At 62.3% G+C, this 24,121-nt stretch carries 19 protein-coding genes; 13 read left to right on the forward strand and 6 right to left on the reverse strand.

Features of this window, described 5'->3' with window-relative positions:
* Position 1: 1 nt before the first annotated feature.
* Both H2510_RS11670 and H2510_RS11675 read right to left on the reverse strand, forming a co-directional pair.
* On the reverse strand, positions 2 to 859 hold the full coding sequence (locus H2510_RS11670; protein ID WP_186628443.1) for an ABC transporter permease: 858 nt from the start codon (positions 857 to 859) through the stop codon (positions 2 to 4).
* Positions 856 to 3,744, reverse strand: coding sequence for an alpha/beta fold hydrolase (locus tag H2510_RS11675; RefSeq protein ID WP_315901337.1), 2,889 nt, complete (start codon positions 3,742 to 3,744; stop codon positions 856 to 858). The genes H2510_RS11670 and H2510_RS11675 overlap by 4 nt, the downstream gene beginning before the upstream one ends.
* 213 nt (positions 3,745 to 3,957) lie before the next feature.
* Here H2510_RS11675 and H2510_RS11680 point away from each other — a divergent pair, with 213 nt between their 5' ends.
* Positions 3,958 to 4,410, forward strand: a complete 453-nt coding sequence (locus tag H2510_RS11680) for a universal stress protein (RefSeq protein ID WP_186628445.1) — start codon at positions 3,958 to 3,960, stop codon at positions 4,408 to 4,410.
* A 106-nt stretch (positions 4,411 to 4,516) separates the two neighbouring features.
* Here H2510_RS11680 and H2510_RS11685 read toward each other — a convergent pair whose 3' ends face one another.
* From H2510_RS11685 to H2510_RS11695, 3 genes are all read right to left on the reverse strand, one after another.
* A complete protein-coding gene (locus H2510_RS11685; protein ID WP_186628522.1) occupies positions 4,517 to 6,751 on the reverse strand; it encodes an ATP-binding domain-containing protein in 2,235 nt (744 codons plus the stop codon).
* Positions 6,752 to 6,965: 214 nt separating this feature from the next.
* Positions 6,966 to 8,171, reverse strand: a complete 1,206-nt coding sequence (locus H2510_RS11690) for a DoxX family protein (protein WP_186628446.1) — start codon at positions 8,169 to 8,171, stop codon at positions 6,966 to 6,968.
* Between the two features lie 135 nt (positions 8,172 to 8,306).
* On the reverse strand, positions 8,307 to 8,996 hold the full coding sequence (locus H2510_RS11695; protein WP_186628447.1) for an MBL fold metallo-hydrolase: 690 nt from the start codon (positions 8,994 to 8,996) through the stop codon (positions 8,307 to 8,309).
* Between the two features lie 197 nt (positions 8,997 to 9,193).
* Between H2510_RS11695 and uvrA the strand changes: the two genes are divergently transcribed.
* A complete protein-coding gene (gene uvrA, locus H2510_RS11700; protein ID WP_186628448.1) occupies positions 9,194 to 12,118 on the forward strand; it encodes an excinuclease ABC subunit UvrA in 2,925 nt (974 codons plus the stop codon).
* A 70-nt stretch (positions 12,119 to 12,188) separates the two neighbouring features.
* On the opposite strand, the gene H2510_RS11705 is transcribed toward uvrA, so the two are convergent.
* On the reverse strand, positions 12,189 to 12,551 hold the full coding sequence (locus H2510_RS11705; protein WP_186628449.1) for a DUF1844 domain-containing protein: 363 nt from the start codon (positions 12,549 to 12,551) through the stop codon (positions 12,189 to 12,191).
* A gap of 478 nt (positions 12,552 to 13,029) precedes the next feature.
* Between H2510_RS11705 and infC the strand changes: the two genes are divergently transcribed.
* The 11 genes from infC to H2510_RS11760 all read left to right on the forward strand — a co-directional run bounded on the left by infC (position 13,030) and on the right by H2510_RS11760 (position 24,120).
* Positions 13,030 to 13,749: a translation initiation factor IF-3 gene (gene infC / locus H2510_RS11710; protein WP_084346514.1), complete on the forward strand. Its 720-nt coding sequence runs from the start codon at positions 13,030 to 13,032 to the stop codon at positions 13,747 to 13,749.
* 105 nt (positions 13,750 to 13,854) lie between these two features.
* Complete coding sequence (rpmI, locus tag H2510_RS11715; RefSeq protein ID WP_084346736.1) at positions 13,855 to 14,049, forward strand: 50S ribosomal protein L35; 195 nt, start codon at positions 13,855 to 13,857, stop codon at positions 14,047 to 14,049.
* Positions 14,050 to 14,137: 88 nt separating this feature from the next.
* Positions 14,138 to 14,527: a 50S ribosomal protein L20 gene (rplT, locus tag H2510_RS11720; protein ID WP_084346513.1), complete on the forward strand. Its 390-nt coding sequence runs from the start codon at positions 14,138 to 14,140 to the stop codon at positions 14,525 to 14,527.
* Positions 14,528 to 14,565: 38 nt separating this feature from the next.
* Entirely contained in the window at positions 14,566 to 15,372 is an 807-nt protein-coding gene (locus H2510_RS11725; protein ID WP_186628450.1) for an RNA methyltransferase, read from the forward strand.
* A gap of 72 nt (positions 15,373 to 15,444) precedes the next feature.
* A complete protein-coding gene (gene pheS / locus H2510_RS11730) occupies positions 15,445 to 16,515 on the forward strand; it encodes a phenylalanine--tRNA ligase subunit alpha (RefSeq protein WP_186628451.1) in 1,071 nt (356 codons plus the stop codon).
* A gap of 73 nt (positions 16,516 to 16,588) precedes the next feature.
* Positions 16,589 to 19,075, forward strand: a complete 2,487-nt coding sequence (gene pheT / locus H2510_RS11735) for a phenylalanine--tRNA ligase subunit beta (protein WP_186628452.1) — start codon at positions 16,589 to 16,591, stop codon at positions 19,073 to 19,075.
* A 61-nt stretch (positions 19,076 to 19,136) separates the two neighbouring features.
* A complete protein-coding gene (locus tag H2510_RS11740; RefSeq protein ID WP_186628453.1) occupies positions 19,137 to 19,670 on the forward strand; it encodes a hypothetical protein in 534 nt (177 codons plus the stop codon).
* 55 nt (positions 19,671 to 19,725) lie between these two features.
* On the forward strand, positions 19,726 to 20,796 hold the full coding sequence (argC, locus tag H2510_RS11745) for an N-acetyl-gamma-glutamyl-phosphate reductase (protein ID WP_186628454.1): 1,071 nt from the start codon (positions 19,726 to 19,728) through the stop codon (positions 20,794 to 20,796).
* Positions 20,793 to 22,019 (forward strand): bifunctional glutamate N-acetyltransferase/amino-acid acetyltransferase ArgJ, encoded by a 1,227-nt coding sequence (argJ, locus tag H2510_RS11750; protein ID WP_315901338.1) that lies wholly within the window; start codon positions 20,793 to 20,795, stop codon positions 22,017 to 22,019. The genes argC and argJ overlap by 4 nt, the downstream gene beginning before the upstream one ends.
* Positions 22,016 to 22,924: an acetylglutamate kinase gene (gene argB, locus H2510_RS11755; RefSeq protein WP_186628455.1), complete on the forward strand. Its 909-nt coding sequence runs from the start codon at positions 22,016 to 22,018 to the stop codon at positions 22,922 to 22,924. The genes argJ and argB overlap by 4 nt, the downstream gene beginning before the upstream one ends.
* Complete coding sequence (locus tag H2510_RS11760; protein WP_186628456.1) at positions 22,921 to 24,120, forward strand: acetylornithine transaminase; 1,200 nt, start codon at positions 22,921 to 22,923, stop codon at positions 24,118 to 24,120. The genes argB and H2510_RS11760 overlap by 4 nt, the downstream gene beginning before the upstream one ends.
* The last annotated feature ends 1 nt before the right edge of the window (position 24,121 follow it).

Raw genomic sequence — 24,121 nt, forward strand, 5'->3', positions numbered from 1 at the left:
GTCAGCTGGTGATGTCCTTGGTGGCGAACACCCGCCAGGCGAACACGCCGAAGACGGCCGCGTAGGCAAGCGCGGAGAACGATCCGACGAACATGTCGTTCCAGCTGATTGTCGGTTGCAGCGCATCTGTCCACGAATTTGCGTAATGCCCGGGCAGGTAGTTGCGAAGCGAGCCGAGCGCGGTGATCTGGTCCAGAATCTGCAACAGAATCGACGTCATGACTGCTCCGCCGACCGCGCCGAGTGGCGCATCGGTCAGAACCGAAAGAAGCATCGCCAGGCCTGCCACCCACAACAGGTTGACTCCGATGTAGGCCACTGCAATGGCAAGTCGACTGAGTGCGTCGACGTAGGGCAGTCCGTCACCGAATGGGGTTACGAGTGGTTCTGCGCCGTAGAGCGCGGTGCCCAGAATCAGCGATACGAGAACCAGAACGACTACGGCGGCGATGGACAACGTCGCCGATACCAGTGCTTTCTGCACGAGAAGCCGGGTGCGCGGCACCGGGATGGCGAGCAGATATCGCAGCGATGACCAGGACGCTTCGCTCGCCACGGAGTCTCCGAAGAACAACGAGACAACGACGATGAGCAGAAACCCGACTGACATGAACAGTGCGAACACGGTGAAATTGACACCGCCCCGGGTCCCGAGCTCTATCAGACCGCCCGTGTCGGAATCGGCCGAGGAACTTCCGACGGCAAAGGCGATTGCCAGAATCACCGGCAACAGTGCAAGGAATCCGATAGCGAACTGTGTGCGGCGCCGACCGAACTGTCGACGCAACTCGGTGCGGAACGGAAGGGTCTTGCCCGCGTGATATCCGGGTGCCCGCCCGTCTGTGTGCGTCGTACTCATTCGTGTTCTTTCGTCGATACGGTTCCACTGGCTTCAGCGTCGATTTCGGCTAACTGTGTCAGGTGCTCGGTGTCGCGATGTACCAGATCGAGGAAGACATCTTCGAGCCTCGTGGACTGGGAGAGCCCGCGCACTTCGAGGCCGGCGTCGAAGAGAGCCCTGATCACGATCGCCGGATCGACGCTTCCGATGTCCACTCGAACGACCGACTCGTCGACGACTGTCGGCGAACACCCCAGACCGCTCAGCACTGCCGATGCCTTCTCCGCGTCGTCGACTCGTACTTCGGTCATTCCGCCTGCCGCAGTCAGCTCCCGGACAGTACCCGAGCTGATCACCGACCCACGGTTCATCACTACGACGTGCGTACAGGTCTGCTCCACCTCGGCCAGCAGGTGACTCGAGACCAAGACGGTTCGTCCGGTTTTGGCGTAGTTGATCAGGACCTCGCGCATGGTGCGGATCTGTGGTGGATCGAGACCGTTGGTGGGTTCGTCGAGGACCATCAGATCCGGTAGCCCCAGCATTGCCTGGGCAATCGCCAAGCGTTGGCGCATCCCTTGGCTGTACGACTTGACCTTCCGCTCGACCGCAGTGCCGAGATCGGCGATCTCCAACGCTTCTTCGAGGTGTGCGTCTTCGAGGGGACGGCCGGTGGCCTGCCAGTACAGGCGCAGGTTTTCGGTGCCACTGAGGTGGGGGAGAAATCCGGACCCTTCGACGAACGACCCCAGCCTCGACAGGACGGGGGCTCCGGGCGAGACCTTGTGCCCGAAGACCCGGATGTCCCCGCTCGTCGGGGTGATCAAACCCATGAGCATCCGCAGGGTGGTCGTCTTTCCGGCGCCGTTCGGGCCGAGTAGGCCGAGCACCTGCCCCTGACGGACCTCGAAACTGACGTTGTCGACGGCCTTGAATCCGTTGGAGTAGGTCTTGGCCAAATCGGTGATTACCAGTGGGGTGTCGATGAGATCTTCGTCCACTTCGGCGATCAAGCGTCTGCGCGATCGGATGATGTTGACCGCGATCAATGCACCCAGTGCGGCGACGATGACGCCGATGCCGACGATCGGGCCGAGTGGAACGGTACTCGTGCTGCTCGCCACCCCCGCCACGGTCGGCACTCGTAGCGCCGAATCATCCAATGCAACAACGAACTGCGCGGGCTCGAGGGGAACTGCGTATGCCTGATCGGTCGTGGACACCGACACTTCGACGTGATGTCCCTCGGGGACTACATAACTGATGCCGGGCAGAACGACCGACACCGGAACGGGACCCGAATCGACGGTGTTCGGTAGGCGCACCGGGGCGACCGCGCCGCCGGGAAGGGTGCGCTTGCCGTCGGGGCCGACGTCGTACAGCTTGACGAACAGGACCGCCTGCTGTGGTTGCGCGAATGCTCCGATACGTAGGTCGATGCGGGATGCGCCCGTGATGGTGAGCGGTGCGGTCAGGGGATCGCCTGTGAAGGTGGCAGCTTGACCGGGGAGGTCCGCGGACAACTGCGAACCAGCTGATGTGGCGCTCAATGTGGCCAGCACCGAGCCGAGGCCCGGAACGGATGAGATCGCCGATGGGGATGCCCCTGGCGGTCTGATGATGGTTTGCTCGTTCGGGGCTCCCGATTGCTCCGACATGGACGAGGTGGGACCAGAGGGGCGCAGCTCGACGGGTACTTCTGTGGTTGCGCTCGGTGCGCCTGCGGCGTCGGAACCGGAGAGCCCGGGGTATTCCGGTGCTGTCATTCTGCGCCCGCGAGTTCGATTCTGTTCGATCGCAGGTGTCTGCAGCGAGTAGACGAACGGACGCGGCTGAGCTGCAACATCTACGGTTGTATCCGACATCAGTTGTGTACGAAGGAAATCCTTCATCGTGTTCTCGGCGTCGCCGCTTGTTCCACCGTCGTCGTGGCCGCCGTTGAACCAGCGAACCTGGACATCACCACCGGCGTCGGAGATTTGCCTCGCCGTGGTGTCGGATTGATCGAGCCCGAACAGGGTGTCCTGCATGCCCTGTACCAGGAGCGTCGGTGCCTTGATGTTCGACGCGACGGCCGCGGGGGAGTGCGCCGTCAGTAGCGCCGACAATTCTGGTGATGGCTCACCGGTTACCGCCGATTGCGCGTATGCGGAACAGAACTCGGGTGCGAACCGTCCGCATCCCGCTGCTGCGCCGGGCTCGCTGGCTCCAGGGCGCGAGGCTGCTCCAGCTCCGAAGAAGACTCCTGCCCATCCGCGTTTGAGTACTCCCTGTCCGCCGTAGACCGTAGCCGCAGGAGTTTTCGATGCATCCAGTCGAGCGCGGTCGTCGTCGTTCGTGACGCCGTAATTAGGGAACAGCGCTTGCCCCAGATCGTTCCAGGTGATGGCCGACGCGACTGCGTCGATCCGCTCGTCGGTTCCGGCAAGGCTCAACGCCAGTGCGCCGCCGTACGAGCCGCCGGCGACACCGACGCGGGGATCGCCGGGTCCGTCGAGTCGGACTTCGGGTCGATTCGCGAGCCAGTCCACCAGGCCGCGGCCGTCCGCGACCTCCCGATCGGGGTCATTGATCGATATCGACCCTGTGCTCAGTCCGAAGCCACGAGCGCTGTAGGTCAACACCGTGAACCCGTCGTCGGCGAGCGCTCGTGCCTGTCCGTCGACCGAGAATTTGTCGCCGCCGAATCCATGGGCGAGAAGGACGGCGGGGGCCGGGGTTGTCCGAGGTACGTAGAGGCGCGTGTCGAGTGCCACGGTCTCGGTACTCCCCGGACTCTCCGGTAGCGTCACCGTGGTATCGACGGTGGTCGACTCATTGTCTGCGCTGGGCGAACGGGTGACGAAGTAGACCGAGACGCCTGCAACCAGTATCACCAGAAGGATCGCAATGGAGGTCTTCACAGACCGTCTCGGCCGAGGGATGCGCATACAAGCCAATGTAGGTGAGACCGCGTGATCGTGTTGTCGGCGATCTCCGCATGACGAGTGACAGTTACCGATAGTGTCATCGCAACGATCTTCGAGGCCCGTCATGTCGAGCCTCGAAGGGATTCATGAAACAGCGGACCAAAGCGTCACGAATTTGTGTGACACAACCTACAACTGGAGGAATGAATGAGTGCCTACCGCACCGTCGTCGTCGGAACCGATGGCTCCGAATCGTCTTTGCGGGCTGTGGAGAAAGCCGCCGCGCTGGCGGGTGACGCCGACGCGAAACTCGTGATCGCGTGCGCCTACTACCCGTCGGATCCGAAGGACAACGCCAAGGCAGCCGATGCCCTTCGCGAAGATGCCTACCAGATCACCGGCTCTGCACCCACCCATGACATTCTTCGGACCGCTCGCGAGCACGCGATCAAATTCGGCGCCAAGAAGATCGACGAGCGAGCGATCGTCGGGGCCCCCGTCGAATCGTTACTGGAATTGGTAGGCGATGTCGAAGCCGACCTTCTGGTCGTCGGTAATCGCGGGCTCAACTCTTTGACAGGCCGTCTACTCGGATCTGTTCCGTCCGACGCTGCACGCAAGTCCACGTGCGACGTGCTTATCGTTCACACGGTGCGCTGAGCAGCCTCTCGCTTTTCGACTACCCCGCTTTTCGACTACCACCGATGGCAGTCGACCCAGAACGGGTCGGCTGCCATCGGTCGTTTCCGGCTGTCTCGCGGTCGTTTCAGTGGGCCGATACGGCGAACGAGGCCAATCCCGACAGTTCGCTCGGCAACGTCTGGGCATGAACGACGCCCAGGCGTTGCGTCGCACGAGTCAGCGCAACGTACAGGTCGCCCATTCCTCGTGGAGACTCCGCGAGGATGTCTGCTGGTTCGACGATGAGCACCGAATCGAATTCGAGTCCCTTGGCATCTCTTACTGTCGAGACGGTCACGAACTCCGATGTCAGATGCGACAAGTCTGCGAGAAGCCCGTGCGGCACCAGTACCGCGGTGAGACCGGGTCGCGGGTGCTCGGAAACACGCTCGGCGACAACCTCTACGAGATCGGCGCTCGTGACGTGCTGTGCCCACGGCAGATTGCCCGATTCGCGGATCGACCTGGGAACCGACTGAATTGGGTCGATGGCAGCCAGCACATCCCGCGCAACGACCATGATCTCCGACGGCGTCCGGTAGTTCACAGTCAATTCCGTGCGCTTCCACCGCTTCGCGACATACGGTTCCAACACTTCGCCCCACGATGTGGTGCCTGCTGGATCTCCGGTTTGGGCGACGTCGCCCACCAACGTCATCCAGCGATTGGGGATGCGACGCATCACCATCCGCCACGCCATGTCGGACAGTTCCTGAGCTTCGTCGACGATGACATGGCCGTAGGTCCAGGTGCGATCGCCTGCAGCTCGCTCGGCTGTGGTCAGTCGGGCACCGGAGTCCTGTCTGGCGGCCAGTTGGCTGGCGTCGATCAAGTCGTATGCCATCAGGATCTCAGGGTCCAGTTCGTCTTCCAGATCCTGTGGCGCCGACCCTGTCAGAATATCCAACGCACCTTGAGCATCGGCAATCTGACTGCGCCACTGCCGATTTGCCCGTTCGCGTTCGGCTGCATCGTCGATCCCCAGTAACTCGGCCAACTCGTCGAGCAGAGGTGCATCCCCTGCACTGAAACCGCGTCCCACGCGAAGTAGGGAGTCCCGTTCGGCCGCCGACAGGTTCGGGGTAGCGGACTCGATTCTCTCCGGGGATGCGAATAGCTCCAGCAGAACTTGCTGCGGCGACAGGTCCGGCCACAGTGCATCGATTGCTGCCATCACGTCGGCGTCTTCGCGCATTTCGTCTCGCATGTCGGCAATGTCATCGCGGCTGAGCAGACTTCCGCCGTCGACGAGGTTCTCACCGAGAGTTGCTGCGAGCTGCTGTGCAAGTCCGTCGATCACCGAGGACACGAACAGTGGACGCGCCAAGTTGTGTGGTCGTCGCGAGGATCGTGCGCGTCCGCGAGCCCGCGAGACGATCTTCTTGTCGAGGATGATGTCGTAAGTGTCGAAGCGCAAGCGCGTCGGCTCCGCCGGAATTTCTTGGCGATCGCGCACTGCCTTGGTCAGAACGGCGACCATCGACGTCGAGCCCTTCACCTCGGCCGCGGTGATCGAATCCTCCACCGTGGCCCGGACGCCCGGATACAGATTTCCGATCGTCGACAACAACACACCGGTTTCGCCGAGCGAGGGCAATACCTGGCCGATGTAATCGAGGAAGGTGGCATTCGGACCGATGATGAGAACGCCACTCTTCGCCAACTGCTGTCGATAGGTGTAGAGCAGATAGGCGGCACGGTGCAGGGCTACGGCCGTCTTGCCGGTTCCTGGGCCGCCCTGTACGACAAGCACGCTGCGGTGCTCCGACCGAATGATCGCGTCCTGTTCGCTCTGGATGGTCTCGACGATGTCGTTCATGTGCCCGGTGCGTGCCGCTTCGAGTGCAGACAACAGTGCGCTCTCACCCGCAACCCCGGTCGCCGTTGCATCGCGTCGCGCGTGCTGGGCCGCCTCCAGATCGAGGTACTCGTCGGCGATAGAGGTGACGCGGCGGCTGCGAGTGCGGATGTGTCTGCGGCGGACTACGTCCTCGGGCGCGGCGGGCGTCGCAAGATAGAACGGACGGGCCATCGGTGCGCGCCAGTCGAGCAGAAGCGACGCGTAGTCGTTCGCCTCGTCCAGAATGCCCACCCGACCGATGTAGCGGACACCGTCCTCCTCCGATTGTGGCGCGAGGTCGATGCGGCCGAAGCACAGTCCGTTTTCGGCGGCGTCGTACTTTGCGATGTCGTCGTTGTACATCTGACTGAACGATTCGCGCTCGCTGCGAGCCTGCGGAGTGCCGCCGGTTGCGAGGAGTACTGCACTGAGCCGTGTACTTGCGTACTGACGGAGCGCATCCAACTGGTTGTAGAGCATCGTGACGTACGACTGCTCGCGATCCTGGTCGGACAGGGTGTCTTCTGACTCGTCGGCGATTGTGGGGCCGTCGTCCGGCAAAGGGTCTCCTCGGGAGTTCGGCGACGAAATTTCGGTGAATCGAAATTCGCCCAAGCAGTCTATGACAAAAAAGAACCCCGCCGCAGAACCGCAGTTCAGGACGGGGCCCTTTTCGATCAGCCTGTCGAATCGGCTACTTGGAGTACTTCTGAACCTGCTTGTTCAGATCTTTCCGAGCCTTCTCGACCTTCTTCTCCAGCTTGGCCTGAGCCTTCTCGGTCGCCTTGTCGAACTCCCGGCTCTGCTGTGCTGCGCGCTTACGCGCACGCTTGCTGAGTGTCTCGGTCCGATCGGCGGCGACCTCGGCCCATTTACTGCCGCGATCCTGCGCTAGTTCGGCAAATTCCGATGCCCGCTCAGTGGCAAGATTGGCCCACTTGGTGCCACGATCCTGGGCCAGCTCGGCCAGAACGGCACCGCGCTCGGCTGCCGTATCGGCAAGCTTTGATCCCCGGTCGGCTGTCTTGTCGGCGAGCTTGTTGCCGCGCTTCTTTGCGACCTTTGCGAGCTCGGAGCTCCGGTCCGCTGTCTTGTCGGCGAGCTTGGAACCGCGCTTCTGTGCGACCTTTGCGAGCTCGGAGCCACGGTCTTCAGCCTTGTGCGCCCAGCGTGCGAGGACCGGCTGAGCGGCGTCGGCGAATTCCGAGCCCTTTTCCGCTGCGACGTCGGCCCACTTGGATACGACCGGCTGTGCGGCGTCGGCGAATTCCGTACCCTTTTCTGCTGCGACGTCGGCCCACTTGGATACGACGGGCTGTGCGGCGTCGGCGAAGTGCGAGCTACGAGTCGCAGCGACCGCAGCCAGCTCTTTCACGCGGTCGGAAGCGATACCGAGACGGTCCGCGGTGTCATGAGAGCCGGGTAGCGCGGACTGGACGGATTCGCTTGCCTTACGTGCGGCACGGCGACCACGCCATGCCAAGGACGGCTTGCCCTCGGTGTCGACCGCAGCGATGAGCAGGCCACCCAGCAGGCTGACGTTCTTGAAGAACTGAGTGCGCTGCGCAGCTTTGGCAGCGGGATCGGTCTCGTTCCAGAAGGCGTGGCCAACATAGGTCGTCGGAATCAAACTGCCCGCCAGTGCGAGTGAAGCAATCCGCGGTGCCTTACCGGTGGCGAGCAAAAGACCGCCACCGACCTGAATCGCTCCGTTGATCCGGACCAATGTCTCGGGATCGCTGGGGAGGTTCGAAGTGACGCTGTCCGGCAACGCGTCCTGGCCCTGTTCGATCAGCGGTGTGGCGGCTTGCGCCCTGCCTGTTGGGTTCCGGAGCGCGTCGATGCCCCCCGCGATGAAGATGGTCGACATCAGCGGTCGGGCGATACGGCGGACAAGCATTGACAGCCTCCTGCGTAGTTCGTGAGTTGACGAAGATGTTCTACGCGGCGCAGCACAGGAGCATGCCCCCATACCGACCACATTGTTCCAGCGTAGCCATACCCAGGCTTCGCTGGTTTCAAGCGCGACGGTGTTTCACCACCCGCGTTCTCGCCATTCGTCGAGGTGAGGGCGCTCGGCACCGAGCGTCGTGTCCTTGCCGTGGCCCGGGTAGACGATGGCATCGTCACCGAACCGGTCGAACAGCTTCGTGGTTACGTCGTCGACAAGCTGTACGAAGTTCTCCGGTCCCGACGTCTTTCCGACACCGCCTGGAAAGAGTGAGTCGCCGGTGAAGAGGTGAACGACGCCGTCCTTGGCGTCGGTGTGAGCCAACGCGATCGACCCAGGGGTATGTCCTCGCAGATGGATGACGTCGAATGTGAGTTCACCCACGTCGATGCTGTCTCCTTCTTGCAGCAGGCGGTCCGGCGTCACCGGGAGTGGCTCGGCGTCCAAACTGTGTGCAGCAGTAGGCGAGGCGGTGCCTGCTGCGATGTCTTCCAGTGCCTGCCAGTGATCAGCGTGTTGGTGGGTGGTGACGATGAGTGAGAGTCTTGGCGCGTTCTCGTCGATCAACTGCGCCAGGCGTGGTGCTTCGTTCGCTGCATCGATCAGCATCGATTCTCCAGTGGTGGAACAAACGATGAGATACGCATTGTTGTCCATGGGGCCGACCGACATCTTTGTGATCGTCCCGCTCGAGATCGTGCGTCGCGAAGGCGCTGATCCTGGGGAGACTGCGCCGGTGTAGTCGTCGTCGATGGCCATAGGGTGCTCGTCCATCTGGTGGACGCTACCGTCGGCGCGACTGCAAACCCTGTTCGGCCCTCCGAGTCAGAAGAACGTGTCAGAGGGTCGGCCTAGCATTGCTACTGCGTGAGGTTCGCCCTGACGCATGCATCCATGGAACGACGGTTCGACTGTTCAGGCCGGTGGTACTCGAGCCTGACAGCCTGGTCGTTCGACAAGAAGGGAAGACAGTGGCGGATCGCCTGATAGTGCGGGGTGCGCGTGAACACAACCTGCGAGGGGTCGACATCGACCTTCCTCGGGATAGCCTCATCGTCTTCACAGGTCTATCGGGTTCAGGCAAATCCTCGCTCGCCTTCGACACGATCTTCGCCGAAGGTCAGCGCCGTTATGTCGAGTCGCTGTCCGCGTATGCGCGCCAGTTTCTGGGACAGATGGACAAGCCGGACGTCGACTTCATCGAGGGTTTGTCGCCTGCTGTCTCCATCGATCAGAAGTCGACCAACCGAAATCCGCGGTCGACTGTGGGGACGATCACCGAGGTATACGACTATCTCCGCCTGCTCTTCGCTCGTGCTGGAACGGCCCACTGCCCGGTCTGTGGCGAAAGGATCGCCCGGCAGACCCCTCAGCAGATAGTCGATCAGGTGTTGGAGATGGAAGAGGGGATTAAATTCCAGGTCCTCGCACCGGTCGTCCGTACTCGCAAGGGTGAGTTCGTAGACCTGTTCGATTCCCTCAATACCCAGGGTTACTCGCGTATCCGTGTCGACGGCGTGGTCCACCAACTCAACGATCCTCCGAAGCTGAAAAAGCAGGAGAAGCACGACATCGAGGTCGTGGTCGACCGACTCACTGTCAAGGCCGGCTCCAAACAGCGTCTCACCGACTCCGTCGAGACCGCACTGCGTCTCGCCGACGGCATCGTGGTCCTCGACTTCGTCGACCGCGAAGAGGATGCCCCTGACCGCGAACGTCGATTCTCCGAAAAGCTCGCATGTCCCAACGCGCACCCACTCTCGATCGACGATCTGGAGCCGCGGTCCTTCTCGTTCAACTCCCCGTACGGCGCATGTTCCGAATGTCTCGGTCTCGGCGTGCGCAAGGAAGTAGACCCCGAGCTGGTCGTTCCTGATCCTGATCTCTCGCTTGCCGGCGGTGCGATCGCCCCGTGGTCGATGGGCCAGACTTCGGAGTACTTCGGCCGCCTGCTGTCCGGGCTGGCCGACGCCATGGAATTCGACCTCGACGCGCCGTGGAGCAAACTGCCCGCCAAGGTCAAGCGCGCAGTTCTCGAGGGCAGCGAGCATCAGGTTCACGTCAAATACAAGAACCGCTACGGTCGCACCCGCTCGTACTATGCAGAGTTCGAAGGCGTCATGCCTTTCTTGCATCGCAGGCTCGAGCAAACCGAGTCCGAACAGATGAAGGAACGCTACGACGGCTACATGCGCGACGTTCCCTGCCCTGCCTGCGGGGGAGACCGTCTGCGTCCGGAGATTCTGTCGGTCACGATCGAAGCGGGCGACTTCGGTGCAAAGTCCATCGCTGACGTCTGCAAACTATCCATCTCGGAAACCGCCGACTTCTTGAACAGCCTCACGCTGGGTTCCAAAGAGGAAGCCATCGCCGGTCAGGTGCTCCGAGAAGTTCAAGCGCGACTCGGCTTCCTTCTCGACGTCGGTCTCGAATATTTGTCGCTGTCGCGCCCTGCTGGTTCGCTTTCCGGCGGGGAAGCTCAGCGCATCAGGCTCGCCACGCAAATCGGGTCCGGACTGGTCGGCGTGTTGTACGTGCTCGACGAGCCGTCCATCGGGTTGCACCAGCGCGACAACCGTCGGCTCATCGACACGCTGACCAGGCTTCGCGATCTGGGCAACACACTGATCGTCGTCGAACACGACGAGGACACAATTCGAACCGCAGACTGGGTTGTCGACATCGGACCGCTCGCCGGTGAACACGGCGGCCGCGTCGTACACAGCGGTTCCTACGAGGATCTACTTACCTCGGAAGAGTCGCTGACGGGCGCATACCTGTCGGGGCGTTTGCAGATTCCACTGCCGGATGCGCGACGGGTTGTCGACAAGAAGCGTCAGGTCACCGTCGTGGGTGCTCGCGAGCACAATTTGCGCGGCATCGACGTCAGCTTCCCCCTCGGAGTGCTGACTGCGGTGACCGGAGTGTCAGGTTCGGGTAAGTCGACGCTGGTCAATGACATTTTGGCGACCGTCATGGCCAACAAGCTCAACGGGGCGCGGCAGGTGCCGGGCCGTCACACCCGTATCAACGGCTTGGACCAACTCGACAAGCTAGTGCGCGTCGATCAGTCACCGATCGGGCGTACGCCGAGGTCGAACGCAGCCACCTACACCGGCGTGTTCGACAAGGTTCGCACCCTGTTTGCATCCACCACCGAGGCGAAGGTTCGCGGCTATCAGCCCGGTAGGTTCTCGTTCAACGTGAAGGGCGGTCGGTGCGAGGCGTGCTCCGGCGATGGAACCTTGAAGATCGAGATGAACTTTCTTCCCGATGTGTACGTTCCCTGTGAAGTGTGCGAGGGCGCTCGCTACAACCGCGAGACGCTCGAGGTCCACTACAAGGGGAAGACGATCGCGCAGGTCCTCGATATGCCGATCGAGGAGGCAGCGGACTTCTTCGAGGCCATCACTTCCATCCACCGGTATCTCAAAACGCTCGTGGAGGTCGGCCTCGGATACGTCCGACTCGGCCAGCCCGCCACGACGTTGTCCGGCGGTGAGGCGCAGCGCGTGAAGCTCGCTGCCGAACTCCAGAAGCGGTCGACAGGACGGACCGTCTACATTCTCGACGAACCGACCACCGGCCTGCATTTCGAGGATATTCGGAAGCTGCTCGGTGTGGTCAACGGTCTCGTCGACAAGGGCAACACCGTCATCGTCATCGAGCACAATCTCGATGTCATCAAGGTGTCCGACTGGGTGATCGATATGGGACCAGAAGGCGGCAATGGCGGTGGAATGGTTGTAGCAGAAGGAAATCCAGAGGAAGTAGCAGCAGTTCCGGAAAGCTATACCGGAAAATTCCTGCAGGAGGCGTTGTCCCGTGAACCCGCGCCGGAGCCGAAGAAGGCGCCGGTCAAAAAGCGCCGACCACGAAAGGCCGCTTCGGTCTGACCATCCTCATGGATGTCCGGCCGAAGCGGGCCGAAGGTGGCCGGCGAGTAGAAAAGACGCAGGAAGCGGATCAGTACACCGGGCCGGTGTACTTCTCTCCGGGACCTTTCCCTGGCTCGTCGGGATGCGCGGACGCTTCGCGGAATGCTTTCTGCAGAGCCTGAAGCCCTTCGCGGATCGGTCCGGCGTGTGGTCCGAGGTACTCGACCGACGCCGTGACGAGCCCTGCGAGTGCAGTGATGACTCGTCGCGCTTCGTCGAGATCGAGATAGGGGCTTTCAGACGGGTCCGGCTCGGACAGGCCGAGCTTCTCGGCTGCGGAGCTCATGAGCATCACGGCGGCGCGGCTGATTACTTCGACAGCGGGAACGTCTGCGAGTTCGCGGACTTCTGGTTCGCGGCCGTCATTGACAGGTTCGGGAGTGCTCGTCATGCTCACGAGGATGGCACGGCGGCACGAGCCACTGACATCAGGTGTACCCGCGGCAACGCCCACACCGCTTGAATGGTCCAGTCATACGATCAGATCGCGCGAGCGCGCCATTGATGTTGTCGGCTTGTTCCTACTGGCGTCGATTTCTCGAAACCCCGGCCGGCTGGTACTGTTCCTCATCGACCGTCTTCGGCGTGTTCTTTCTTACGAGAGTGCACTGTACGGAGGCAGCAAGTGGAGCCCGACTCCCACCGGTACCCAGTGTTTCAAGCTGGTTCCGGTCCGGTCGCCCGCAGTGGCAGAGATGCCACTCGGGCTTCCTCTTCGGAGGAGACGATATTGCGATGTATGCGGTATTTGTCGATCGGTCGACATCGGGCCCTGCGCCAGCGGAATGCTGGAGCAGGGTTTTTTCGTTGTAGGAGAGAGTGTTCTCCGGCAATGAGTGTCGAAGGACCCGGGCAGGCGGGCTGTGCCAATGGCGGGCGGTCGGCTAGACCCCTCACCGCACTACCTAGGAGGCCCCATCAGCACTGAGACTCGCATCAACGATCGCATTCGTGTTCCCGAGGTTCGTTTGGTCGGACCTGGCGGTGAACAGGTTGGCATCGTGCGTGTTGAAGATGCACTCCGCTTGGCTCTCGAAGCTGATCTCGATCTCGTAGAAGTGGCTCCCGACGCTCGTCCGCCGGTCTGCAAGATCATGGACTACGGGAAGTTCAAGTACGAGGCAGCGCAGAAGGCGCGCGAATCGCGCAAGAACCAGACCCTCACCGTGATCAAGGAGCAGAAGCTCCGCCCGAAGATCGACGCCCACGACTACGAGACCAAGAAGCGCAACGTTGTTCGCTTCCTCGAAGCCGGGTCGAAGGTCAAGGTCACCATCATGTTCCGCGGACGTGAGCAGTCTCGTCCGGAGCTCGGATTCCGTCTGCTGCAGCGGCTGGGCGCAGACGTCGCAGATCTTGGCTTCGTCGAGACTTCGGCCAAGCAGGACGGTCGCAACATGACGATGGTATTGGCCCCACACAAGGGTGCCAAGACTCGCGTCAAGGCACAGGAAAGTGCGGCGGCTCCGCCCGCTCAGCGTGCTCCCGCTCCGGAACCGACCACCTCGGCTTCGGCTGCTCCGGCACCCGCCGCTGCAGAGCCGGCTCCGACAGATGCTCCGGCAGCAGCAACGCCGCCGAGCAACTAGAGACTGCGCTACCGAACCGAGTACGACCCGTAAGACGTCCATGCCGACGCTATCGGCATGGACGTGCCGAGCAAGACCGAAGAGCAACACAGAACTGAGGACTCCATGCCCAAGCAGAAGACTCACAGTGGCGCCAAGAAGCGATTCAAGGTGTCCGGCAGCGGCAAGATCATGCGCCAGAAGGCTGGTCGTCGCCACTTGCTGGAGCACAAGTCCAGCAGGAGAACCCGTCGTCTCGACGGCGTCGCAGTTGTGACCAAGGCCGACGTGCCGCGGATGAAGCGCCTGCTCGGCATCTGATCTGGACTTCATAGTCGACCGTCTTGGTCGGCGCCATCCCATTACCATTCGGGGTTTCTAGAAGCCCCCAGATCGACAGGATTTACCAGTGGCACGCGTAAAACGGGCGGTCAACGCCCAGAAGAAGCGCCGTTCGATTCTCGAGGCATCCAAGGGATACCGCGGACAGCGCTCACGTCTGTACACCAAGGCCAAGGAGCAGCAGCTCCACTCGCTCACCTATGCATACCGTGACCGCAAGGCACGCAAGGGTGACTTCCGTCGGCTGTGGATCACGCGTATCAACGCAGCAGCTCGCGCCAACGACATCACGTACAACCGCTTGATCCAGGGCCTGAGGCTCGGGGGCGTCGAGGTCGACCGCAAGATCCTCGCCGAGCTCGCTGTGTCGGACGCACCGGCTTTCGCCGGCCTGGTGGCCATCGCCAAGGCTGCACTGCCTGCCGACGTCAATGCTCCTGCTGGAGAAGCAGCCTGAGCAAGCTGACGCACGACGATCTAGATCCTGAACGGCCCGTGGACATGCTCACCGAGCGGACTCCACGGGTCGTTTCGGCTGTGAAGCTGTTGCGTGCGTCGGAGCGTCGCAAGTCGGGGCTTTTTCTGGCCGAAGGAACCAACTCGGTAACCGAGGCACTCGGTGCGGGTGTCGTCCGAGAGTTGTTCTATGCGGAAGATTCCGCCGATCGCAACGGCAGTGTTCTCGATGCGGCCCGCAGCGCGGGAATTCGAACCCATGCCATCAGCGCGCGAGCGGCAAAGGGTCTTTCCGACACGGTGACGCCGCCTGGGATCGTCGCGGTCTGTCGACTCGTGGATGTGGCGCTCGGCGAAGCCCTCGGAGTCGATCCCACGTTGATCGCTGTTCCGGTGGAGGTATCGGAGCCGGGCAACGCGGGCACGGTCATCCGGGTCGCCGACGCTGTCGGTGCCGATTCGGTCGTGCTGCTGGGGGATTCGGTCGATCCGCACAACGGCAAGTGTGTGCGAGCGTCGGCGGGGAGTCTTTTCCACTTGCCGATCGCTCGTGAACGCTCGGTCGAACAGGGGCTGGATGCTCTGCGGGCGAGTGGAGTGCAAATTCTTGCCACCGCTGCCGATGGTGAGATCGACCTCGATGATGCCGACGAACTGCTGAGTGGTCCGACAGCGTGGTTGTTCGGCAACGAAGCTCACGGATTGGACGCGGCTGTGGCGGCTTCGGCCGATCATCGCGTCAGGATTCCCATTCATGGTCGTGCCGAGAGCTTGAACCTCGCAACAGCGGCAGCTATCTGCTTGTACTCGAGTGCCCGCGCTCAGCGCAGGTCCCGCAATAATTGACTCGACCTTCTCGCTTAGGATCGGCAGAGTCGTTCGAACGACATCAACCACCATCAAGGAGTTGCACCTCTCGTGGCGAAGAAAGATGGCGACAACGCCCAGCCTGTCGATCCGAGCGTGCTCGAGGAGTCCGCACTCGCTGCTGCAGTCGATGGTGCGGAGAAGGCATTCGCTGACGTACCTGATCTGGACGAGTTGTCGAAGGTGAAGATCGAGCATATCGGCAACCGCGCGCCGCTGGCCCTTGCTCAGCGTGCTCTCGGCTCGATTCCGGGGGATCAGAAGGCTGACGCCGGCAAACGCGTCAAGGTCGCGCGCGATCGTGTGCAGAAGGCGTTCGAGGCGCGCCGCGAGGTTCTTCTCGCCGAGCGCGATGCGGCGATTCTCGTCGCCGAGACGATCGACGTGACGTTGCCGTCGAATGTTCGCCCGGTGGGCGCTCGCCACCCCATCACGATCATTTCCGATCAGGTAGCGGACGTTTTCGTCGCAATGGGATGGGAAGTCGAGGAGGGTCCGGAAGTCGAGACCGAGCATTTCAACTTCGACGCTCTCAACTTCTTGCCTGATCATCCTGCGCGCACCATGCAGGACACGTTCCATATCGCACCCGAGGGTTCACGTCAGGTGCTTCGGACTCATACCTCGCCTGTACAGGTGCGCTCGATGCTGTCGCGCGAGTTGCCGATCTACATTGTCTGCCCTGGTCGGACCTTTCGCACCGACGAGCTCGACTCGACGCACACCCCGGTGTTCCACCAGGTGGAGGGTCTTGCGATCGACAAGGGGCTGACGATGGCTCATCTGCGTGGAACTCTCGACGCGTTCGCGCGAGCTCTGTTCGGTGACGAGACGCGCACGCGTATGCGTCCCAATTACTTCCCGTTCACCGAGCCTTCGGCGGAGGTGGACGTGTGGTTCCCGAAGAAGAAGGGCGGAGCCGGCTGGGTGGAATGGGGCGGCTGCGGAATGGTCAATCCCAAAGTTCTGCGTGCCAGTGGAATCGATCCGGAGGTGTACTCGGGATTTGCTTTCGGCATGGGCTTGGAGCGGACTTTGCAGTTCCGCAACGACATTCCCGACATGCGCGACATCGTCGAGGGCGATATTCGTTTCACGTTGCCCTTCGGCGTCGAGGCCTGACGGACGCAACGTTTCTTTACCGACTGCCCGCGAGGCACCACCGTTTTCGACACGCAGAAAGAGCTGAGCAGACGTGCGAGTTCCACAATCCTGGTTGACCGAGGTTCTACAGCGCACGGCGCCGGAGTGGAAAGTGACGCCGGAAGAACTCGACGAGGGCTTCGTTCGGGTCGGCTTCGAGGTCGAGGAGCTCGATTCGCTCGACCAGGTCACGGGGCCCCTGGTCGTCGGTCGTGTCTCTTCGATCACCGAGTTGACGGAGTTCAAGAAGCCGATTCGGTTCTGTTCGGTGGACGTCGGGGCAGACGAACCGCAGGAGATCGTGTGCGGGGCTCGTAACTTCGCCGAAGGTGATCTGATCGTCGCCGCGCTGCCTGGCAGCGTGCTTCCGGGTGGATTCGCCATTGCCGCGCGTGAGACGTACGGCAAGACGTCGAACGGCATGATCTGCTCGACGATGGAGCTCGGTCTCGGCCGCGATCATGCCGGTATTCTGGTCCTGCCCGAGGGGACTGCGACGCCCGGCGACGATGCCAAAGTGGTTCTGGGTCTGGATGATTCGGTCATCGAGCTCAACGTGACACCGGACCGTGGATACGCGTTCTCGGTGCGTGGTCTCGCGCGAGAGCTTGCGAGTAGCTTCGACCTCGAATTCGCCGATCCGGCCAGTGGCCCGGTGCAGAACAACGAAGGTGAAGCGTGGCCTGCGACGGTCGAGAAGGAGTCGAACGCCGCTCGCTTCGCGTTGCGGAAGGTCAGTGGAATCGATCCGGCTGCGGTCACGCCGTGGTGGATTCAGCGTCGTCTGCTTCTCGCGGGCGTCCGGCCGATTTCGGCGGCGGTCGATGTGACGAATTACGTCCTGCACGAGCTGGGGCAGCCTTTGCACGCGTTCGACGCTGCGAAGTTGTCGGGTGACATCGTCGTCCGTCGTGCAAAGGCCGGGGAGAAGCTCACTACTCTCGACGACGTCGAGCGAACTCTGGACGCGGAGGATGTCGTCATCGCCGACGATTCCGGTGCGATTTCGCTGGCAGGAGTCATGGGTGGGGCATCGACCGAGGTCGGCGCCGACACCGTAGATGTGATTCTCGAAGCTGCCTCGTTCGATCCTTTGGCGGTGTTTCGGACCGGTAGGCGTCACAAATTGGTGAGCGAGGCCAGTAAGCGTTTCGAGCGCACGGTGGATTCCGCTCTGCCTGTCGCTGCGCTCGATCGTGCCGCTCAGCTGCTCGTGGACATCGCCGGTGGCCGAATCGAACCAATGCTGACCGATGTCGGATCGGCAGTGGTGTTTCCCGCCGTCCGCATGGCTATCGACCTACCCGACCGCATCGCCGGGGTGGCGTATCCCAATGGCGTCGCGGCGCGCAGACTCACCCAGGTCGGGTGCGAGGTCGAGGTCGGCGTCAGCGAGTCGGGCCACGGCGAACTCGTCGTGACGCCGCCGACCTGGCGGCCGGATCTGCAGCAACCCGCAGACCTCGTCGAGGAAGTTCTGCGACTGGAGGGTCTGGAGAAGATTCCGTCCGTTTTACCCTCAGCACCCGCGGGCCGCGGACTGACCCCCACGCAGAGGCGAAAGCGCGCAGTCGGCAAGTCGCTAGCCTTCGCCGGTTACGTCGAGGTGTTGCCGACAGTGTTCCTTCCGGCCGGGGTCTTCGATACGTGGGGCCTTCCAGCGGATGATGCGCGTCGGAGAACCACGACGGTGCTCAACCCGTTGGAAGCCGATCGGCCGGAACTGGCGACGACCATTCTTCCCGGCTTGCTCGAGATTCTCGCGCGGAACGTCGCTCGTGGTCAGCGTGATCTGTTGTTGTTCGGAATAGCGCAGGTCGTCCTGCCCGGTGACGACACCGTCACGGTGGAGCCCATTGCCGTCGATACTCGGCCCTCGGACGCGGAGATCACTCACCTTCGTGGGTCGCTGCCGGATCAGCCCGTTCATGTGGGTGCGGTCCTCAGCGGTCACAGTGTGCCGGCTGGTCCATGGGGTCCGGGCCGACCAGTGGAGGCGGCGGACGCTTTCGCCGCGGCGAGAACCGTTGCGACTGCAGCGGGGGTCGAGATCGAGTTGAGGGCGGCACAGAAATTGCCGTGGCATCCGGGGCGGTGCGCGGAGTTGGTTGTCGAGGGCGTAGTGGTGGGTTATGCGGGGGAGCTGCACCCGGCAGTGCTCGAGCGGGCTCAATTGCCGGCACGTACCTGTGCGGTCGAGATGAATCTGGATGCACTCCCGATCGTCGAATCTTTCCCGGCACCGGTCGTCTCTCCGTACCCGGCCGTGATGCAGGATGTCGCCGTAGTGGTTGCCGACACGGTTCCAGCTGCCGAGGTGGAGTCGGCGTTGAAGTCCGGCGCGGGTGAGTTACTCGAGAGCATTCGGCTTTTCGACGTCTACGAAGGCGAGCAGGTAGGCGAGGGGCTGAAGTCTCTGGCTTTTGCGCTCGTCTTCCGCGGTGCGGACGGAACTTTGACCGAGGCGCAGGCATCGAAGGCGCGCGATGCGGCAGTAGCTGCAGCGGGAGAAGCCGTCGGAGCGCGCTGGCGGAGCTGATACGTCCGTTGTCGTTCTTCCGTAGCGTGGGGGCACGGACTCGAGGAACAGAGGAGGAATCATGGGCACTGGTAGCGCAGAAGATCGATCCGATGTTGCGGTGTTGCGGGAGGTGCTCGCTTCGGTTGGCGGCCGTCCGGCTCTCGCGCCGGTCCATGCCGCTGCATCGGCGTTGCTGGAAGAAATAGATACGGCCGGTAGTGATGTCGAGCCTGGCAAGGTTCCGCCGGGCGATGTTCCGGATATCGACGTTCCGGAATTGACGCGACCGCGAATCGACCAGCCGCTCGGTGACCCGCCGTTGGGCATCCTGGATGCAGAAGTTGTCGGTGACAGCGGCGTCGCTCAGTCGATCGGAGGCGTGAGCACCGGTTACTCGGCCCATGAGTCGCCGACCGGATACAGCGAAGGGGGTGTTCCCACGTGGGACAGCGTTCGGGACAAGGTCGAGATTCGGACGGGTACCGCGCTGGGCGCCGAGGAACTCGATCAGCTTGGCCCGGCTGGTCGTACGTTGGATGAGCAGTGGAACGAACGTCAGGAGTCGGGGCGAAGGAAGCTCGAGGAGATCCGACGGTCGATGAAAGACAGTTGAGCCGACAGTCGACCCAACTATGAATGAGCTTGCATGATGGTGCATAATCAAACGTATGGTTGATGCTGGGAAAGACGGTGAGCGGACAGCTCCGCTGAGAATCGCAGTCGCGGGGGCAAGTGGATACGCAGGCGGCGAGATTCTGCGATTGTTGCTCGGCCACCCGGGCGTGCGATCAGGAGCGCTAGTTATCGGATCGTTGACCGCCGGAGGTAACGCGGGCGCGGCACTGGGCGACTTCCATCCCCATCTCCTGCCGCTCGCAGATCGCGTGCTGTCGGAAACGACTATCGACGAACTTGCCGGACACGACGTCGTATTTCTGGGACTTCCGCACGGCAAGTCCGCAGAGATCGCCAATCAGCTTCCCGACACCGTCGTCATCATCGATTGCGGTGCCGACTTTCGACTCACCGATCCCTCCGCTTGGGAGAAGTACTACAAGACTCCGCACGCGGGAACATGGCCTTATGGTTTGCCCGAATTGCCGGGCGCACGGGAGAAGCTCATCGGTGCCACGCGCATCGCTGTGCCGGGGTGTTACCCGACGGTGTCGAGTCTTGCGCTCGCTCCGGCCGTCGCTGCCGGCATTATCGAACCGCGCGTCAATGTTGTTGCCGTGACCGGAACTTCGGGGGCCGGACGAGCCCCGAAGGCAGACCTGCTCGGGTCCGAAGTCATGGGCTCTGTACGGGCTTACGCAGTCGCAGGTGCCCATCGGCACACTCCGGAGATTATTCAAAACCTCTCTGCGCTTTCCCCGGTCCCGGTTTCGGTGTCGTTCACTCCCATCCTCGCTCCCATGCCCCGCGGAATTCTCGCCACCTGCACGGCCGTCACGACGGCGACGCAGGAGCAGGCGATCGAGGTGTACGAAAAGGCTTATGCAGCTGAGCCGTTCGTGCACGTACTCGGTGGTGGCAGGTTGCCGCAGACAGGTGCTGTGATCGGGTCCAATGCAGTGCAGCTCAGTGTGTCGGTCGATGTCGATGCCGGTTTGCTCGTCGTCATCGGTGTGATCGACAACCTTGCCAAAGGCACCGCAGGCGGCGCAGTGCAATCGATGAATCTTGCCCTTGGAATACCCGAGACCGACGGTCTCTCGACAGTGGGAGTTGCACCGTGACCAGTCTTGCTGATGCACATGCCTTGCCGGGCAAGCTCGTTCGGACACAGGGAGTGACGGCTCCCGCCGGTTTTCGCGGCGCTGGAATCGCCGCAGGCATCAAGGTCAGCGGTAGAACCGACCTTGCATTGGTCTTCAACGAGGGCCCGGATCTGACCGCGGCAGGCGTCTTCACCCGCAACAAGGTCAAAGCTGCACCCGTGCTGTGGTCGCAACAGGTGCTGAGTACCGGAAAGCTACGTGCGGTCATCCTCAACTCGGGTGGTGCCAACGCCTGCACGGGTGCACCCGGATTTCAGGATGCGCATCGCACTGCGGAGGAAGTTGCCGCCGCGCTCAGTAATTGGGGAACCGAGACTGGAGCTGTCGAGGTCGCAGTCTGCTCGACCGGGTTGATCGGTGACAGGTTGCCGATGGACAAACTGATACCCGGCGTCAAAGAGGTTGTCCATGAGCTCGCCGGCGGTATTTCCGGCGGCACCGATGCAGCACACGCCATCATGACGACGGACACCGTGCCCAAGCAAGCTGCGATTCACCATGTCGACAAGTGGAATGTCGGCGGAATGGCAAAGGGCGCAGGGATGCTCGCACCCTCGCTCGCGACGATGCTGTGCGTGGTGACGACCGATGCCGTTGCCACCGCAGACCAGCTGGACACCGCGCTGCGCAACGCCACACGGTTGTCCTTCGATCGGCTCGATGTCGACGGCGCGACGTCCACGAACGACACCGTGTTGCTTCTGTCCTCGGGTGCGAGCGGGGTCGCACCGTCCCAGGACGATCTCGACGCCGCAGTACTTGCTGTCTGTGATGATCTGGCAGATCAGCTGATGGCCGACGCAGAAGGCGTCACCAAGAGAATTCTCGTCAAGGTGTCCGGTGCCGTGTCGGAGGACGACGCACTGATCGGTGCCCGAACCGTCGCGCGTGACAGCCTCGTGAAAACTGCATTGTTCGGTTCGGACCCGAACTGGGGCCGAGTGCTGGCCGCAATCGGTATTGCGCCGATCGAGCTCGATCCCGACCGACTCTGCGTCTCGTTCAACGGACATCCGGTGTGCATCGATGGTGTCGGAGCTCCCGACGCACGCGAGGTGGATCTGTCGGGAGAAGATATCGAATTGACCATCGATCTGGGTGTCGGCGAGAAGTCGGTGGTCATCCGCACCACCGATCTCTCGCATGCCTACGTCGAAGAGAACTCGGCGTACTCCTCGTGACCGGGTCGGGTTTGTCGGCTACACAGAAGGCGCACACGCTTGCGGGTGCGCTGCCGTGGCTGCAGAAGTTTCACGACAAGATCATCGTGGTCAAGTACGGCGGCAACGCCATGATCGACGACGATCTCAAGCGTGCGTTCGCCGAGGATATGGTTTTTCTGCGGACCATCGGCATCCATCCTGTCGTCGTGCACGGCGGCGGACCACAGATAACTGCGATGCTGTCGCGCTTGGGCATGACCGGGGAATTCCGTGGGGGATTCCGCGTCACCACCCCGGAGGTCATGGATGTCGTGCGGATGGTGCTGTTCGGCCAGGTAGGTCGTGAGCTCGTCGGTCTGATCAACAGTCACGGCCCCTACGCCGTGGGCATTTCCGGAGAAGATGCGCATCTTTTCACCGCGTCGAAACGCACGGTCATGGTCGACGGCATCGAAACCGACATCGGCCTCGTCGGCGACGTCACCTCGGTCAATCCGGACGCCGTGCTCGATCTCATCGCCGCGGGCCGGATTCCCGTGGTCTCCACCATCGCGCCCGATGCCGACGGCGTCGTGCACAACATCAATGCCGATACTGCCGCGGCAGCGCTGGCGGAAGCAATCGGGGCCGAGAAATTGGTTGTCCTCACCGATGTCGAAGGGCTGTACACCGATTGGCCGGATCGTTCGTCTTTGACGTCGAAGATCGATGTCGACGCATTGTCGGCACTTCTGCCGTCCCTCGACGCGGGCATGGTGCCCAAGATGGAAGCCTGCCTACGCGCAGTTCTGGGTGGTGTTCCGTCGGCACACGTCATCGACGGCAGAGTGCCGCACTCGGTTCTCGTCGAACTCTTCACGGGCGAAGGGATCGGCACGATGGTCCATCCCGCCCAACAAGCAGAAAAGGAAAACCTGCTATGACCGACCATGTCGCAACCGTCGATCTCCAGGCGCGGTGGTCGAACTCGCTGATGAACAATTACGGCGTGCCGCGTGTCGCTCTGGTCCGCGGCCAGGGTGCTGTCGTCACCGACGCCGACGGCAAGGAATACCTCGACCTGTTGGCCGGGATAGCTGTCAACATCCTCGGGCACGCGCATCCCGCTGTCATCGAAGCCGTGACGACGCAGTTGTCGACCCTGGGCCACACCTCGAATCTGTATGCGAGCGAACCGGGAATCGCCCTGGCCGAGCAGCTGCTCGCGAACCTCGGCGCGGAAACGTCGGGTCGGGTGTTCCTGTGCAACTCGGGCACGGAGGCCAACGAAGCTGCCTTCAAGATCGCCAGGTTGACCGGTCGTCCGAACATCATCGCGGCAGAGAAGTCATTCCATGGGCGCACGATGGGTGCCTTGGCGCTGACAGGGCAGCCGGACAAACGTGCACCGTTCGAGCCGATGCCTCCAGGCGTTCAGCATGTGCCCTACGGCGATGTCGCGGCGCTCGAGGCCGCCGTCGATTCCGATACGGCAGCGGTGTTCCTCGAACCCATCATGGGTGAGAGCGGCGTCGTCGTTCCCCCCGAGGGGTATCTCGTCGCAGCTCGCGAGATCACTGCCCGTCACGGCGCTCTGTTGGTTCTGGACGAGGTACAGACCGGCATCGGCCGCACCGGGTGGTTTTATGCGCACCAAGCCGTGGGAATTGTTCCTGACGTCATCACGCTCGCCAAGGGCCTCGGTGGCGGCATGCCGATCGGTGCATGCATCGGTATCGGCGAGGCAGCCACCTTGCTGCACCCGGGCAAGCACGGCACGACGTTCGGCGGCAATCCCGTGTGTGCGGCCGCTGCCCTCGCTGTCCTGCGCACGATCGCACAGGACGATCTGATCTCGCATGCAGATCGGATGGGGAAGTTGCTCATTCATTCGATCGAGGAATTGAATCACCCTCTCGTCGACCGAGTCCGCGGTGCAGGCCTGCTGCTCGGCGTGGTGCTGACCCAGCCTGTTGCGCCCGCCGTCGAGTCGGCCGCACGTGAAGCCGGATTCCTGATCAACGCGGCGCAGCCCGATGTGTTGCGTCTCGCTCCACCACTCGTACTGACCGAGGACCAAGCTGCATCTTTCGTCGCAGCGCTTCCCGCACTTCTCGATTCAGCACAGGAAACGGAATAGC

The sequence above is a fragment of the Rhodococcus sp. BP22 genome (assembly GCF_014281965.1).
In the GTDB taxonomy this organism is placed as follows: domain Bacteria; phylum Actinomycetota; class Actinomycetes; order Mycobacteriales; family Mycobacteriaceae; genus Rhodococcoides.

Coding starts and splice junctions, on each gene's coding strand:
- H2510_RS11680 (WP_186628445.1), top strand. CDS start 3,958: ATGAGTGCCTACCGCACCGTCGTCGTCGGAACCGATGGCTCCGAATCG.
- H2510_RS11685 (WP_186628522.1), bottom strand. CDS start 6,751: ATGCTCTACAACCAGTTGGATGCGCTCCGTCAGTACGCAAGTACACGG.
- H2510_RS11695 (WP_186628447.1), bottom strand. CDS start 8,996: ATGGACGAGCACCCTATGGCCATCGACGACGACTACACCGGCGCAGTC.
- infC (WP_084346514.1), top strand. CDS start 13,030: ATGGCGGGCGGTCGGCTAGACCCCTCACCGCACTACCTAGGAGGCCCC.
- H2510_RS11690 (WP_186628446.1), bottom strand. CDS start 8,171: ATGCTTGTCCGCCGTATCGCCCGACCGCTGATGTCGACCATCTTCATC.
- H2510_RS11740 (WP_186628453.1), top strand. CDS start 19,137: ATGGGCACTGGTAGCGCAGAAGATCGATCCGATGTTGCGGTGTTGCGG.
- H2510_RS11760 (WP_186628456.1), top strand. CDS start 22,921: ATGACCGACCATGTCGCAACCGTCGATCTCCAGGCGCGGTGGTCGAAC.
- rpmI (WP_084346736.1), top strand. CDS start 13,855: ATGCCCAAGCAGAAGACTCACAGTGGCGCCAAGAAGCGATTCAAGGTG.
- H2510_RS11705 (WP_186628449.1), bottom strand. CDS start 12,551: ATGACGAGCACTCCCGAACCTGTCAATGACGGCCGCGAACCAGAAGTC.
- argC (WP_186628454.1), top strand. CDS start 19,726: ATGGTTGATGCTGGGAAAGACGGTGAGCGGACAGCTCCGCTGAGAATC.
- H2510_RS11670 (WP_186628443.1), bottom strand. CDS start 859: ATGAGTACGACGCACACAGACGGGCGGGCACCCGGATATCACGCGGGC.